Annotated in this window: 14 protein-coding genes; 13 read left to right on the top strand and 1 reads right to left on the bottom strand. The window is 61.9% G+C overall.

The genetic code is table 11. The annotated features are described in order from the left end of the window. Nucleotides 1–64: 64 nt before the first annotated feature. The 8 genes from AC1DFU_RS01555 to AC1DFU_RS01520 all read left to right on the top strand — a co-directional run bounded on the left by AC1DFU_RS01555 (nucleotide 65) and on the right by AC1DFU_RS01520 (nucleotide 6723). On the top strand, nucleotides 65–1378 hold the full coding sequence (locus tag AC1DFU_RS01555) for a serine hydrolase domain-containing protein (RefSeq protein WP_410747964.1): 1314 nt from the start codon (nucleotides 65–67) through the stop codon (nucleotides 1376–1378). A 63-nt stretch (nucleotides 1379–1441) separates the two neighbouring features. Continuing rightward, nucleotides 1442–2308, top strand: coding sequence for an NmrA family NAD(P)-binding protein (locus AC1DFU_RS01550; protein ID WP_410747965.1), 867 nt, complete (start codon nucleotides 1442–1444; stop codon nucleotides 2306–2308). Between the two features lie 81 nt (nucleotides 2309–2389). Next, nucleotides 2390–3406, top strand: a complete 1017-nt coding sequence (locus AC1DFU_RS01545) for an aldo/keto reductase (RefSeq protein ID WP_441592424.1) — start codon at nucleotides 2390–2392, stop codon at nucleotides 3404–3406. A 188-nt stretch (nucleotides 3407–3594) separates the two neighbouring features. Next, a complete protein-coding gene (locus AC1DFU_RS01540; protein ID WP_441592422.1) occupies nucleotides 3595–4221 on the top strand; it encodes a tyrosine-type recombinase/integrase in 627 nt (208 codons plus the stop codon). Between the two features lie 71 nt (nucleotides 4222–4292). Beyond that, nucleotides 4293–4640, top strand: a complete 348-nt coding sequence (locus AC1DFU_RS01535; RefSeq protein ID WP_441592420.1) for an SMI1/KNR4 family protein — start codon at nucleotides 4293–4295, stop codon at nucleotides 4638–4640. 210 nt (nucleotides 4641–4850) lie between these two features. Further along, nucleotides 4851–5216, top strand: coding sequence for a VOC family protein (locus AC1DFU_RS01530; protein WP_441592418.1), 366 nt, complete (start codon nucleotides 4851–4853; stop codon nucleotides 5214–5216). A 272-nt stretch (nucleotides 5217–5488) separates the two neighbouring features. Then, on the top strand, nucleotides 5489–5914 hold the full coding sequence (locus AC1DFU_RS01525; RefSeq protein WP_441592416.1) for a DUF4304 domain-containing protein: 426 nt from the start codon (nucleotides 5489–5491) through the stop codon (nucleotides 5912–5914). A gap of 182 nt (nucleotides 5915–6096) precedes the next feature. Further along, nucleotides 6097–6723, top strand: a complete 627-nt coding sequence (locus tag AC1DFU_RS01520; protein WP_149137736.1) for a tyrosine-type recombinase/integrase — start codon at nucleotides 6097–6099, stop codon at nucleotides 6721–6723. Between the two features lie 109 nt (nucleotides 6724–6832). Here AC1DFU_RS01520 and AC1DFU_RS01515 read toward each other — a convergent pair whose 3' ends face one another. After that, on the bottom strand, nucleotides 6833–7888 hold the full coding sequence (locus tag AC1DFU_RS01515) for a DMT family transporter (protein WP_441592414.1): 1056 nt from the start codon (nucleotides 7886–7888) through the stop codon (nucleotides 6833–6835). A 155-nt stretch (nucleotides 7889–8043) separates the two neighbouring features. Here AC1DFU_RS01515 and AC1DFU_RS01510 point away from each other — a divergent pair, with 155 nt between their 5' ends. From AC1DFU_RS01510 to AC1DFU_RS01490, 5 genes are all read left to right on the top strand, one after another. Continuing rightward, complete coding sequence (locus AC1DFU_RS01510; protein WP_441592412.1) at nucleotides 8044–8373, top strand: hypothetical protein; 330 nt, start codon at nucleotides 8044–8046, stop codon at nucleotides 8371–8373. Between the two features lie 133 nt (nucleotides 8374–8506). Next, entirely contained in the window at nucleotides 8507–9673 is a 1167-nt protein-coding gene (locus AC1DFU_RS01505) for a TolC family protein (RefSeq protein ID WP_441592410.1), read from the top strand. Next, nucleotides 9670–10221, top strand: coding sequence for a hypothetical protein (locus AC1DFU_RS01500; RefSeq protein ID WP_441592409.1), 552 nt, complete (start codon nucleotides 9670–9672; stop codon nucleotides 10219–10221). The genes AC1DFU_RS01505 and AC1DFU_RS01500 overlap by 4 nt, the downstream gene beginning before the upstream one ends. After that, the gene (locus AC1DFU_RS01495; RefSeq protein ID WP_441592407.1) at nucleotides 10199–11359 is read left to right on the top strand and encodes an efflux RND transporter periplasmic adaptor subunit; all 1161 of its coding nucleotides are present in this window, start codon (nucleotides 10199–10201) and stop codon (nucleotides 11357–11359) included. Before AC1DFU_RS01500 ends, AC1DFU_RS01495 begins: the two co-directional genes overlap by 23 nt. Before the next feature lie 9 nt (nucleotides 11360–11368). Next, nucleotides 11369–14473, top strand: coding sequence for an efflux RND transporter permease subunit (locus tag AC1DFU_RS01490; protein WP_441592405.1), 3105 nt, complete (start codon nucleotides 11369–11371; stop codon nucleotides 14471–14473). Nucleotides 14474–14508 lie beyond the last annotated feature (35 nt).

The raw sequence follows: 14508 nt of genomic DNA, 5'->3' as shown, positions 1-14508 counted from the left end.
CGTTGCTCGCCCACCACCGAAGCACTGTGATGTCGCGATTCATTCATTTGGAAAGGAACGGAAAATGGCAGTTCAAACGGATCGTCGTCGCCTCCTGAAGGGAGCGTCGAGCCTGCTGGCTCTTGCGACACTTGGTGGCGTCGCAAGCCGCGACGCGCGGGCAGTACCGCAGCGTGCGAGTGGCGACGCCGCGCTGGCCCATCACCCGGCCCATAGTTCGATCGATCAATGCCTGCAACGGGCGGTGGACGACGGCACGGTGGTTGGTGTTGTCGCCATGGGCGCAACGGACCGCGGACTGGTTTACGAGGGCGCCTGTGGCCGGGGGAATGCACGCACCGGCGAGGCTATTAGTCCTGACACGGTCTTCTGGCTCCTGTCGATGACAAAAGCGATTACCGCAACCGCGTGCATGCAGCTCATCGAACAGGGCAGACTGCGGCTGGATCAACCTGCGGGCGAGATCCTGCCGCAGTTGAAGTCGCCTCAAATCCTCGATGGATTCGACGTCTCGGGGCAGTCGAAGCTGCGTCCTGCGCGCAATGCGATTACGGTGCGCCATCTGCTCACGCATACCTCCGGCTTTACCTACAGCATCTGGAGCGACAAGCTCAGTCGGTACGAGACGGTAACGGGCATGCCGGACATCGGCTATTCGATGAACGGTGCATTCGCGGCGCCGCTCGAGTTCGAGCCGGGCGAGCGCTGGGAGTACGGCATCAGCATAGACTGGGTCGGCAAACTGGTCGAGGCCGTGACCGATCAGTCGCTGGAAGTCTACTTTCGCGAGCACATCTTCGATCGGCTGGGCATGCGCAACACGGGCTTTCTCATCGGTAGCAAGCAGAAGCAGCGAGTCGCGACCATGCACAGGCGTCAGGCGGACGGCTCACTTGCGCCCGAGCCGTTCGAGATCAACCAGCGCCCCGAGTTTTTCATGGGTGGAGGCGGACTCTTCAGCACGCCGCGCGATTACATGGCGTTTCTGCAGATGCTGTTGAACGGCGGCACGTATGGCGGCGAACGCGTGCTGCGCGCCGACACCGTCGCGACGATGCTCCGCAATCACATTGGCGATCTGCAGGTCGCGGAAATGAGGACCGCGCAGCCGTCGTGGTCGAACAGCTTCGATCAGTTTCCGGGGACCGCGCACAAGTGGGGGCTTTCGTTCGACATCAATACAGAGCAAGGACCCCACGGACGAAGCGCTGGCAGCGTGAGCTGGGCCGGGTTGTTGAACACCTACTTTTGGGTCGATCCGGTCAAGCGGGTCGCCGGATCGCTCTTTACGCAGATGCTGCCCTTCTACGATGCGCGCGTCGTGAACCTATACGGACAGTTCGAGCAGGCGTTTTACGACGGTTTGCGTCGCGCCTGAGTGGTTGAGCGTCGGCACATCCAGGCTGCGTCACACGATATATCCACACATGGAGAACGAGCAATGTATGCAATCACAGGAATCACCGGCAAGGTGGGCGGCGCACTGGCCCGCGAACTGCTGGCTACCGGACAGCCAGTGCGCGCAGTCGTGCGGGATGCGACGCGGGCGGAGGCGTGGGCAGAACGAGGTTGCGAGATCGCGACGGCTTTCATGGAAGACCCTTCGTCGCTCGCCGCAGCGTTCGAAGGCGCGACGGGCGCTTTCATCCTGCCGCCTTCGGAGTTCGATCCGGAGCCTGGGTTTCCTGAAGCGCGCACAGTAATTGAGGCTGTGTCCGCGGCACTCCTGAAGGCGCGGCCGGACAAGGTCGTTTGCCTCTCGACGATCGGCGCACAGGCCGACGAGGTCAACCTGCTCACTCAACGCACGCTGATGGAGCATGCGCTGCGCGAGATGCCCATGCCGGTGACCTTCCTGCGGCCTGCCTGGTTCATGGAGAACGCCGCATGGGATGTTGCGTCTGCAAGCGACGATGGCGTCATTTCCAGTTACCTGCATCCGCTCGACAAGCCGGTGCCGATGGTCGCCACCGCGGACGTAGGCCGCGTTGCTGCTGAACTGCTTCAGCAGACGTGGCGCGGTGTGCGCATCGTCGAGCTTGAGGGCCCACGCCGGGTGAGTCCTAACGATCTCGCAGTCGCTTTCGCCGGCGTGTTGCGTCGTCAGGTGCGTGCGGAAGTTGTCGAAAGGAAGACGTGGGAAGCGCTGTTCCGCAAGCAGGGCATGAAGCATCCTCTACCTCGCATGCGCATGCTGGACGGCTTCAACGAAGACTGGATCGATTTCGAAAGCAGCTCCGACGAAATCTTGCGCGGCCACGTCGAACTGGAAACCGTTCTGGGCGAGCTTGTGTTGCGTCGAATCTGACCAGAGTCGATGGCGCGACGCGTGGACTCCAGGTCTTACTCTACCGGTGCATCAGATTTTCGTTCAAACAAGGAATACACGATGGAATACAGCACACTTGGCAGAACCGGGCTACGCGTCTCACGGCTGAGCCTGGGCGCAATGACGTTCGGTGCCGGCTCGGGCATCTGGGGCAATATTGCCGGCTTGAACAGCGATCAGGCCGCCCGGCTCGTCGCGATGGCCGTGGAACGTGGAGTCAACCTGATCGACACGGCGGACGCCTATTCGCAAGGTCGCTCAGAAGAGGTCGTGGGCCATGTGCTGAAAGCGCTAGGGCTGGACGAAGATCGAATGCTCGTCGCGACCAAGGTTCGGCTGCGTACCGGCAGCGGCCAGAACGAAGTGGGATTGGGCCGCTCACACATCATGCGCTCGGTCGAGACAAGTCTGAAGAGACTCGGTCGCGATCACATCGACCTGTTCCAGTTGCATGACCGTGACGCGCTTGTTCCGCTCGACGAGACGCTTCGTGTGCTGGACGACCTCGTCACGCAGGGAAAAGTCCGCCATATTGGCGTGTGCAATTTCAGTGCAGGCGATCTCGAGCGGGCCGTCGGGATAACGTCCCGTACCGATCGGGCTCATGTCGTGAGCAATCAGGTGCACTATTCGCTGACGAGCCGCGATATAGAACTCGAGATAATGCCGGTTGCAGCGACAAACAGAATGAGTCTTCTGGTCTGGAGTCCGCTCGCAGGTGGCTACCTGAGCGGCAAGTACCCGCAGAATGGCGAAGCTACCGGGCGGCGTGCGAAGCTCGACTTTCCGCCGGTAGATACAGTCAGCGCGGAGCCGATCCTCGCAGTATTGCGTGAAGTCGCCGACGAACTGGCGGCCACGACGGCTCAAGTCTCATTAGGTTGGTTGCTTGCGCGCGAGCAGATCACTTCCGTCATTGTCGGAGCCCGCACGTGCCAGCAACTCGTAGCTAACCTCGATGCACAGAATCTCGCACTAACCTCCGAACAGTGCGCGCGGCTCGATAAAGTATCTGAACCGTCACTTTCATTCCCCTACTGGATGCAACGCTTCCATGACCGGGATCGCGTCTGCTAATGAGGGGCGGGCGTCGGGAATCCTGCCTGCGCGAGGCGGTTGAATGGGGAATGCCTGTGACCATGTGCGGCAGCTCATCCTCGAATAGCCGCCGTTGGAAGTCTGCGGCTGGCCGACCGGAATGGGTCGGACAGCGACCGTTGCGAAAAGCGCAAACTGGATCTCCCTTCACCTGAAAGGAGATCGCCATGGACACCGCATACTCTCCTGCCGCACCTCGCATACCTTGGAACAAGGGAAAGCTCACGGGTCAGAAGCCTCCATTGAAGCTTAAGGAAATCTGGGCAATCCGAACTAGGCTGCAGATGTCCGCGAACGCGCGCGATTTGGCCCTATTCAACCTAGCAATCGACAGCAAGCTTCGTGCTTGCGATCTGACTCGGCTGCTGGTCCAAGACATATGCCACGGCAGCCACGTGGCTACACGCGCAACAGTGACGCAGCAAAAGACACATCGGCCGGTGCAGTTCGAGATCACCGAGCAGACACGCGAGAGCGTCGATGCCTGGATACGATTGCGTGGCCTGCGTCCACCAGAGTATTTGTTCCCGAGCCGACTCCACGCCTCGGCGCATCTTTCGACGCGGCAGTATGCCCGGCTAGTTCACCGATGGATAGCTTCGATCGGGCTCGATGATTCGGCCTATGGAACACATACCATGCGGCGAACGAAGGCTTCGTTGATCTACCGGCGAACGAAAAATCTCCGCGCCGTGCAGTTGCTCCTCGGACACACGAAGATCGAGAGCACCGTGCGATATCTCGGCATCGAGGTTGACGATGCCCTTGAGATGGCGGAGCAGACTGAAGTTTGATGAGATCGGCCGGCGAGCGGGCGCTTGCCGGCCAGGAGCAGCCGTTCACACCGTGTAATATCGTCAAGTGAATGCGAAGCTTCCTGCTATACCCGCCTGACCTTTTGCCCGAGGGTTTTCTATACCCTCGAGAGCTCGTCGAAATCGCCGCCGGGGCGCGATTCACGCCCGTCGGCCAGTGGTGGTTCATCGACGCAAATTCCAAGGCCGGTCGGCTGGCCTACGAGATCCGTACCCGTGGTGGCAGGAATCTAGTTCCGTTTGCAAAGGTCGATGATGGCCGCGGGGATGTTGCGTGCTTTGACGGAAACGACCGCTCGGGCGATCCGCCTGTCCTGATGCTCGTTCTTGACGACTCGGAGCGCAGCTGCCGGTACGCCAACTTTCGGGAATGGCGCCTGACGGAAATGCAGGAGTAATAAGAGCGCCTGCGACTTGTCCTGTCCCAGCACAGGGGGCCGACGCGTAGCGCGGCCGTCGCCGCGCCCCTCTCAGTCTTGGCTGCTCCCGGCCTGGAACGGTCGGTCGAAAGGATCGCGAAAATGAGTTCTCATTCGACAAAAAATTCGGATTGAACGACACTGCGTGATAATAGTTCGATAACTCTTTAAATTCTTATCGTCGCGGACATGAACCTATCGCTCAATCGCATCATGCTTTATGTGAGGAACATCGATGACACCCGCGTTTTCTACGAGCGTTACTTTGGCTTCTCGGCCGAATCGCGCGACGACGATCGGGTCGTGGAATTGAAATCGGCGCATGGAGGCGCGATTCTGATGCTTCATCAGGCCGCGAAAAGCGTCAAAACAGGCCAAGCTTCGGTTAAGCTGGTTTTTGACGTAGAGGACGTAGAGAGATTCAAGCAGCATTGCTCCGCGCGTGGGCTCGAATTTGGCTCTACGCATAAGGCGGACGGCTATTGTTTTGCGAACGCGAAAGATCCGGACGGCAACTCAGTTTCAATTTCGAGCCGTGCGTTCGCCAACCGATGAGCTCGCCTAGGCCGCCTCAGCCTCAGACCATCCCCCCTGACTACGTGACCAGCACTCGTTAGTCCGCCAATGCCCGAGCCAACGAGGGTCACCGTTGACCTCCTAACCGGAGGCTGAGTCCGGCCATAAGCTGCCAGTCGACATGCATCGCTACATTGCGCACAATACGTAGATGGCTCAGAAATCGACTACGTTGCAACGGGAAGAGAGAGCGCGCGCTTATCGGGCCTGCAACTTCGTCGGGCCTCTCTACACGACGGATAGGTGCCAAAATGCTGCCTGTGGAAGCTCAGTTCGCCCCTAGCCTGAAAGCGTTAGGGTTCAAGAAGAAAGCCAGGACCTGGACAAGGGAAACGGCAGAGGCATTCCAACTCGTCAATCTGCAAAAGAGTCAGTTTGGCGAGCAAGTTTATGTGAATGTCGCCGTATATTTGAAGGCACTAGGCGAAGAGACTTTTCCGCCCGAGTACCGGTGCCACATTCGTGCGCGTTTGGAGCGCATTGCACCTGAAAGCCTTTTCGAAGACATCAGGTCAGTCAATGCATCGCATCCACCGCAGCCAGGCCTGCTCAGGGCGCTGCACGACCATGCGGTTCCCTGGCTTGAACTCGTGTCTAGCCAAACGGGACTGGAGTCGTTCATTCGGTCACCAGCGGCAAAGCATTGCTCGATCAATAGCAGAGTCCGCGCCGTATGAGTATTCACGCGGCGGCGTCCACCCCCTCGTCGCAGCCGACTCTGGCCAGTTGAACTAGTCGGCCGGCTGGATTCAGCAGTTAAGCGTCCGCTTCCGGTAAGCACGAGGGGCAGCTCTGGGTCGGATAGCGACCGTTGCAAAAAGCGCAAACTGGATCTCCCTTCACCTGAAAGGAGATCATCATGGACACCGCAAACTCTCCTGCCGCGCCTCGCATACCGTGGAACAAGGGAAAGATCACGGGTCAGAAGCCGCCCCTGAAGCTCAAGGAAATCTGGGCGATCCGAACCAGGCTGCAGATGTCCGCGAGCGCGCGCGAGCTGGCGCTGTTCAACCTAGCAATCGACAGCAAGCTCCGCGCTTGCGATCTCACTCGGCTGCTGGTCCAGGACATATGCCACGGCGGCCACGTGGCTGCGCGGGCGACCGTAACGCAGCAAAAGACCCATCGACCGGTGCAGTTCGAGATCACCGAACAGACACGCGAAAGCGTTGATGCGTGGATTCGATTACACCGTCTGCGTCCATCAGACTATCTGTTCCCAAGCCGGCTTCACGCCTCGGCTCATCTTTCGACGCGGCAGTACGCCAGGTTAGTTCACTGTTGGATCGCTTCGATCGGGCTCGATGATTCGGCCTACGGGACACACACCATGAGGCGAACGAAGGCTTCGTTGATCTACCGGCGGACGAAGAACTTGCGCGCGGTGCAGTTACTCCTCGGGCACACGAAGATCGAGAGCACGGTGAGATACCTCGGCATCGAGGTCGACGATGCCCTCGAAATGGCGGAGCAAACCGAGGTGTGACGGCATCATGGCCGGCGAGCGGACGCTTGCCGGCCATTTGCGGTCACTGAAGTTTCTTCCACTTGCGGCAGATTTACCTCACAAAACGGTCATCGCCATTCGCGATGAGTTAATGCGAGTGGCGATGGTGGACATCTGGATAGTGCGGGTGTTTGTGCACCATGACCTCGTGATGATGGGGGTGCCGGTGTGGTTCCCGGCCGTCCCACGGGAAGTCGTGCGTATGTCGATGATGCTCGTCATGCCGGTGCGCGTGCGTATGATCCAACGGCTCATGCATGTGCTCATGTTCATGCCGCTCCCGCAAATGCAGCCATACCCCGAGCGCCATCAATCCGGCGGCGATCCAGAAGGCCACGCTCGGCACCTCGGGCCAAATGACGAAAGCGATCAATACCCCGAACAACGGGGCGACGGAAAAGTAGGCGCCAGTGCGAGCTGTGCCGAGGACACGCAGGCCGACTACGAATAGCGCAAGGCTGACGCCATACCCAGCGAAACCGACCATCATCGCGCCAGCACCGACGGCCAGGGACGGCATCGATGCACCCTGCCCCAAAGCGAGCATCGTATTGCACAGCCCCGCGGCGAGCCCCTTCAGGCACGCCAACAGAAGTGCATCGTTGCTCGATACCTTGCGTGTCAGGTTGTTGTCCACCGCCCAGCAAAGACAAGCACCGACAATGAGCAGCGCACCGACGGACATCTGCAGGCTCCCAGGCTGCCAGGAGAGCAGCAGCCCGCCTGCAACAATGGCTATCATGCCAAGCACAATCTGACGATCGGCGTTCTCCTTGAACACCACCCACGCGATCACGGCAGTCAGCACGCCTTCTACATTCAGAAGCAAGGAAGCCGATGCGGCATTGGTCGTCACGAGGCCCGTCATCAGCAGTGCGGGACCGGCGACGCCACCGGCCAGGATGGCGCCCAGTAGCCACGGCCAGTCAGCCCTGGGTATGCCGATTTCATCACTTGGTGAAGCGTGCTGGCGCCATAACCGCCGAACCGCGAGCACCAGCGCGAGCCCGAACCCGCTGCCCAAGTAAAGCAGGCCCGCAAGCAGGAGCGGTGATACCGCGCCGGTCAGGGCCTTGGCCAGGGGCGTGCTGGCGCCGAAAAGCAGTGCGGCAAGTAAAGCCGGATATGCGGTGCGAAGGGACATTGCAGGAGGGCTGGAATGCTAACGGGGCCTATTGTCTACCTGGCTGGCGACAATGTCAGGAGCATCGACGGTATCCCCCGAACACGAAGGGATTGTGTCGAGGGCCATCTTGCTCATGTAGAATCCGTGCCATGTCGCGAATCATAGCCATTCTCATGATGCTGATTCTGCCACTGCAGGCCTTTGGCGCAGTGGAGCGACAACTCGTCCATATGTCGGGCGAAGCCATGGATCATCTGGTCGCGCATGCCGAGCATTTGCAGCACCACCACGACGATGACGGCGCCATGGAGGAGGACGATTCCCTTGCCTCTGCGACGCATCAACTCGATTTCGACCTGATGTCGAACCTCCCTGGCACACTGCTGTGCGTGGCGCTCCCGCTGCTGCTGGATACCCAACAAGTCGTGCCATCCTTTGCAGGAAGCGCCATTCCGACGCCTGCATACAGTCCCCCCTTACGACCGCCTCACGTGCCCGCCTGACGGCGGGGCGTTGTCTTTTTCTGCTCGCCGTGTCCGGCTGTGACACGGTGCCCCGTCGCGACGCTTGCTCGAGCTTTTGGCGTTTGGGGATCTTATGCGGAAGTTATTGCTATGCCTGACGGCATCCTTGGGGATGCTGACCAATGTCTGCGCGCAGAGTCCATCTTCGGATTTGCGCGCCCTGTTCGATGCCGCCTGGCAGCGGTCGGTTGCCGTACAGGCGACCGAAGGCCGTCGGCTGGAAGCCGCTGCCAGCCGCGTCCAGGCCGACGCGCTGATTGCGGGGCCACCTTCTATCGACTTGCGGCATCGCGGCGACCAGCTTACCGATCGTCGCGGCGTCCGGGAAAGCGAGGTTGCGCTGGGCGTGCCGATCTGGATGCCCGGCCAGCGCAGTGCGCGCGGCGCGCTCGCGGAGGCCCAGGCCGCCGAAGCGGAATCGGCTGTCAGGCTGGGCCAACTCGCCGTCGCCGCCGAGGTTCGACAACGGGTGTGGCAACTTGCCGCCGCGGAATCAGAACGAGACGTAGTGCGGCGCCGCGTGATCGTCGCGCAGTCACTGCGCGACGACGTCAGGCGCCGCCTGACTGCAGGCGACCTTGCGCGGACAGATCTGCTGTTCGCGGAACAGGAACTGCTTGCAAGCCAGGCGCTGCTGACAGAGAGCGAAGCGCGGCTGGTGGAGACCCGCGCGCGCCTTATGCAGACCACGGGCTCGGACGGACTGCCCGCGAGATTCGAGGAAACGCCGGCTTCCGACGGCTCAGCCACTTCCCATCCCCGGCTTGACGCCGCGCAAAGCGCCGTGGAACGCGGCGAACGTCAGGTCGGCTACCTGCAGAAGTCTCGTCGTGACCCACCCGAGGTCGGTTTGACCTATCGACGCGACACGGCGGGGGGCGGCCTGCCGAGCGACCAGACCATAGGCGTCTTCATCCGGATCCCCTTCGCCACGGATGCGCGCAACCTGCCTCGCGAAACGGCCGCGCAGACCGAACTGATGACCGCGCGCGCGGAACGGGACCAAGCCGAACGCATCGTGCAATCGGAAATCGATGCCGCCCGGAAATCGTTAGCGCTGGCCGAACAACAGCTCGAACTGATCAGCCAGCGTAGCAGCACGCTGTCGGAGCGCTCGGACCTGCTGCGCAAGACGTTCAACGCCGGCGAAATCGGCTTGCCCGAAGTCTTGCGCGCCCAAAACCAGGCACTGGAAGCGGAAACGGAGTTGGCGCGGATGCGCGCACGCCGTGGCCTCGCCATTGCCAATCTGAATCAGGCCCTCGGAGTCCTGCCATGAAACGAATCCCGATCATCGCGTGGCTGTGCTGCGTCACGCTGACTGCACACGCAGCCCCTGGCGCCCACGGGCCCAACGGCGAGCACCTGGATGCGCCAGCCACCGTTGCCGGCGCCGCCACCACGCTTCCCGTGATAGAAGCCAATACCGAAGGCTTCGAGCTGGTCGGCACGCTGCACGAGGATGAGCTGTCCGTCCTGGTCGATCGCTATGACACGAACGAGCCGGTCACGACAGGAACGCTCGATGTCGAACTCGGCACGATCAAGGCGCAGTCGAAGATGCATCACGACATCGGGGATTTCTCCTTCACCGACCCGAAGCTCCTTGCCGCGCTGCGCCAGCCCGGCGACCACGCGCTCGTCTTTACGCTGGTGACGGGCAACGATACCGACCTCATCGAAGGCAAGCTTGCCGTGGCACCGGGTACGGACAGCCATGGCCATCGTCAATTAGGGCGTGTTGCATGGTTCGTCGCGGCGCTTCTCGCCGTGCTCCTCCTGATTGCCATTCTCTGGCGAATTCGTGCTCGCCGATCCATTTCCTGAAGGCCACGCCACCATGAACAAGATAACGATGGTGATCGCTATTTTCACGCTGATCGTAAGCCAAGCAATGTCCGTGTGGGCCGCCCCCGGCGCCCACGGGCCGAACGGGGAACACCTGGACACCGCCGCCGTCGGTGCCGGCATTGGTCTGTTCCGCCTCCCGGACGGCAGCGTGCAGGTGCCGAAGCTGGCGCAGCGCCGCATGGGTATTCGCACCATGATGCCGCAGAGTGGAGAGCACCCTCAATCGGTAACCCTCAACGCAATCGTGGTGATGGATCCGAACGCCGGTGGCCGCGTGCAGGCCGGTCACCCGGGCTGGCTCGAACCACCCAGAGACGGCTTCCCGCTGCTGGGGCAACGCGTCGCAAAGGGGCAGACGCTTGCGGTGCTTCGACACAAGAACGAGCCGTTCGATATCGGCAACCAACAGGCACAACTTGCGACGCTGACGGCCAACCTCAAGCTGGCGCGGCAACGCCTGGAGCGTCTGGAGTCGTTGCAGGACAGCATTCCACGCAAGGATATCGATGCCGCGCGTGCGGAGGTCCAGAGCCTGAGCGGCCAGCGCGACGCGGTGGCAACCAGCCTGCACCCGACGACCCTGTTGCGCGCACCCGCCAGCGGTGTGATTGCCTCGGCCAACGTGGTCGCTGGTCAAGTGGTCGCGCCGCAGGACGTGTTGTTCGAAATAGTCGATCCACTGCATCTATTGATCGAGGCCCAGACTGCCGACACTTCCCTGGTCGGCCGCATCCGAGATGGCGTGTTGGCGGACGGCGGCAAAGCCAACGGTGCGCTGAAGTTTGTCGGCGCGGGCCGCAGCCTGAAGAATGGTGCGGTGCCGCTGACGTTCAGCCTGGCAGACGGCGCGTCGACGCTTGCGGTGGGCCAGCCCCTGACCGTGCTGGCGCGGCTCTCCGACACGATGCAGGGCATTGCATTACCCAGCGAGGCATTGGTACGGAACCCGAACAACGAGCCAGTCGTCTGGGTCAAGTCCGGGACGCAGCGCTTTATTGCGCAACTCGTTGAAGTCCGCACGCTCGATGCGCGCACCGTGATCGTCACCCGGGGACTGTCGCCGGAGAACCGGGTGGTCGTCACAGGCGCCGCGTTGATCAACCAGATCCGATAGAGGCGCGCCATGTTCAACTGGATTGTTCGCGCGAGCCTCGGCAACCGGCTGCTGGTGCTGGCCCTGGCTGCCATCCTGATGGTGTACGGCGCCCTCACGGCCTGGCGCACCCCCGTGGACGTGTTTCCTGATCTCAACAAACCACTTGTCACGGTGATCACGGAAGCTGGCGGTATGGCTCCCCAGGAAGTGGAACTGCTCGCATCGTTCCCCATCGAGACGGCGCTGAATGGCATGCCGGGCGTGACCCGCGTGCGGTCCGTTTCGGGCGTTGGCCTGTCCATCGTCTACGCCGAGTTTGACTGGGGCAGCGACATCTACCGCAACCGGCAACTGGTATCCGAGCGGCTCGCACTGGTCAGGGAACAACTTCCCGGCGGACTGACGCCGATCCTCGGCCCCGTATCGTCGATCATGGGCGAGATCATGCTGGTCGCGTTGCCCATCGATCCCGAAATGGCCAGCCCCATGGCCGCTCGCGAATATGCGGACTTCGTACTCCGGCCGCGCCTGCTGTCGGTACCAGGCGTTTCGCAGGTCATTCCGATCGGCGGCGAGGTCCGCCAACTGCGGGTGGAACCCGATACGGCACGCATGGCGCAGTTCGGGGTCACGCTGGAGCAGGTGACGCGCGCCTTGCGCGACTTCGCTGCGAACACGAGCGGTGGCTTTATCGATCTCAACGGACGCGAGTACCTGATCCGCAACCTGGGTCGCACCAGACAGCTTGAAGATCTCCGTGGCCTCGCCGTCTCATATCGGGACAGCGCGCCCGTGCTGCTTGAGCAGATTGCGGATGTCCGCCATGCCGCAGCGGTAAAACGCGGAGATGCTGGCTTCAACGGACAGCCCGCAGTGATCGTCAGCGTGCAGAAGCAGCCGGCCGCCGACACCGTCAAACTGTCGCACGATCTCGAACAGGCCCTTGCCGAGTTGAAGCAAGGGATGCCTGCCGGCCTTGCCGCGCCGCGGATCCTGTTCCGTCAGGCGGACTTCATCGAAGCCTCCATCGGCAACGTCATGGAGGCGCTGCGGGATGGCGCGATCATGGTGGCGATCGTCCTGTTTGCGTTCCTGCTGAGCGCGCGCACCACCGCCATTTCGCTGATCGCCATCCCCTTGTCCCTCGCCGTTACGGCGCTGGCATTCCATCTGCTCGGTCAATCCATCAACGTGATGACGCTGGGTGGGCTGGCCATCGCAATCGGAGAACTGGTCGATGACGCCGTGGTGGATGTGGAGAACATCCTGCGGCGGCTGAAACAACGGCGTGCCATGGACGCCCCGCCTCCGGCACTGGACGTCATCTGGCACGCATCCGTCGAGGTGCGTTCGGGCATCGTCTACGCCACGCTGGTCGTGGTGCTGGTCTTCGTCCCCCTGTTTGCGCTGCCGGGCATTGAAGGCCGGCTGTTTGCGCCGCTGGGCATCGCCTACATCGTATCGATCCTTGCATCGATGCTGGTGTCGATGACGGTAACGCCTGTGCTGTCGTACTACCTGCTCCCGGGCATGAAGCGCCTCGACCATCCGGACAGCCCACTTGTGCGCTGGCTCAAGAAGGTGGAGACCCGCGTGCTGGAATGGTCGTTTCCGCGCGCCCGTCGCGTGCTGGCAGTTGCCGTGGCCCTGGTGCTGGTGGCTGCCGCCACCGTTCCGTTCATGCCCCGAGCATTTCTGCCCGCGTTCAACGAAGGCTCGCTTGTCATGTCGCTGATGCTCAACCCCGGGACATCGCTTGCCGAGTCCAACCGGATCGGGGCGCTGGCCGAATCCCTGATCCGGCAGGTGCCGGAAGTCGTTCAGGTGGGTCGCCGTACCGGACGCGCGGAACTGGACGAGCATGCGGAAGGTGTGCATTCCTCTGAAGTCGATATTGACCTGCATCGCTCAGGCCGTAGTCGCGAAGCGGTCATGGCAGCGATCCGCGCGCAGCTTGCGACGCTGCCGGCGTCGGTGGCCATCGGCCAGCCCATTTCCCATCGACTCGACCACCTCCTGTCTGGCGTGCGTGCCCAGATCGCCCTGAAGATCTACGGCGACGACCTCGATACCCTCCGCGGCCTGGCGGAGAACCTGCGCGGCAAGCTGGCGGGCGTCCCCGGCCTGGTCGACATCTCCGTGGAGAAGCAGGTCTTGATTCCGCAGGTTAACGTGAGGCTCGATTACCGCAAGGCCGCGCAATATGGCGTTACCCCCGGCGACGCGCTCTCGGCCCTGCAAACGCTTGCCGACGGGACGCGCATCTCGCAAGTCATCGATGGCGTCAAGCGCTTTGATCTTGTGGTGCGCCTGCCCGATGCAAGTCGTACCCCGCAGGACCTTGCACGCATCATGATCCAGTCCCCGCGTGGGGCAATTCCGCTGTCAGCCATCGCCACCGTGGAGGAGTCCGACGGTCCCAACCAGGTGGGTCGCGAGAACAGCCGGCGCCGCATTGTCGTCTATGCGAACACCGATGGTTCCGACATGTCCCGCGTCATAGCAGGTGTGCGGGGTGCCATTGCCAGCACCGGACTACCCGGCGGGTACTTCGCCAGTATCGAAGGTCAGTTCCAGGCCCAGGAACAGGCCACCCGGCTGATCGTCCTGCTGGCAATCGGGTCGCTGGTGATGGTTTATCTCGTGCTGTTCTCCCGATATCGTTCTCATCGGCTGACCCTGGCCATCATGGCCAACATCCCCTTCGCGCTGATTGGCAGCGTTGTGGCGATGTGGCTCGGCGGGCTGACGTTATCGGTCGCATCGATGGTCGGGTTCATCACGCTGACAGGCATTGCTACGCGCAACGGCATCCTGAAGGTCAGCCACTACATCAACCTGTGCCGGCTCGAGGGCGAGCCGTTCGGCGTGCCGATGCTGGTACGCGGATCGCTGGAGCGGCTCACCCCCGTGCTGATGACGGCGCTGGTGGCCGCGTTTGCCCTCGTCCCGCTGCTGATCTCCGCCGATGCGCCTGGGAAAGAAATCCTTCACCCCGTGGCAGTGGTGATTTTCGGGGGCCTGCTCAGTTCTACTGTGCTGGACGCCGTACTGACACCGCTCATCGTCTGGCTGTTTGGGCGCGAACCGATCCAACGCATGGTCCATGAATGGGGCCGGGACGCTTACTGAACGACGGGCTCTGTGGCGACGCCCTTCAAGTCGCC

The organism is Cupriavidus sp. 10L45, assembly GCF_056395225.1.
Note: the sequence above shows the minus strand (reverse complement) of the source record. Positions and strands in the feature narration are given on the sequence as shown.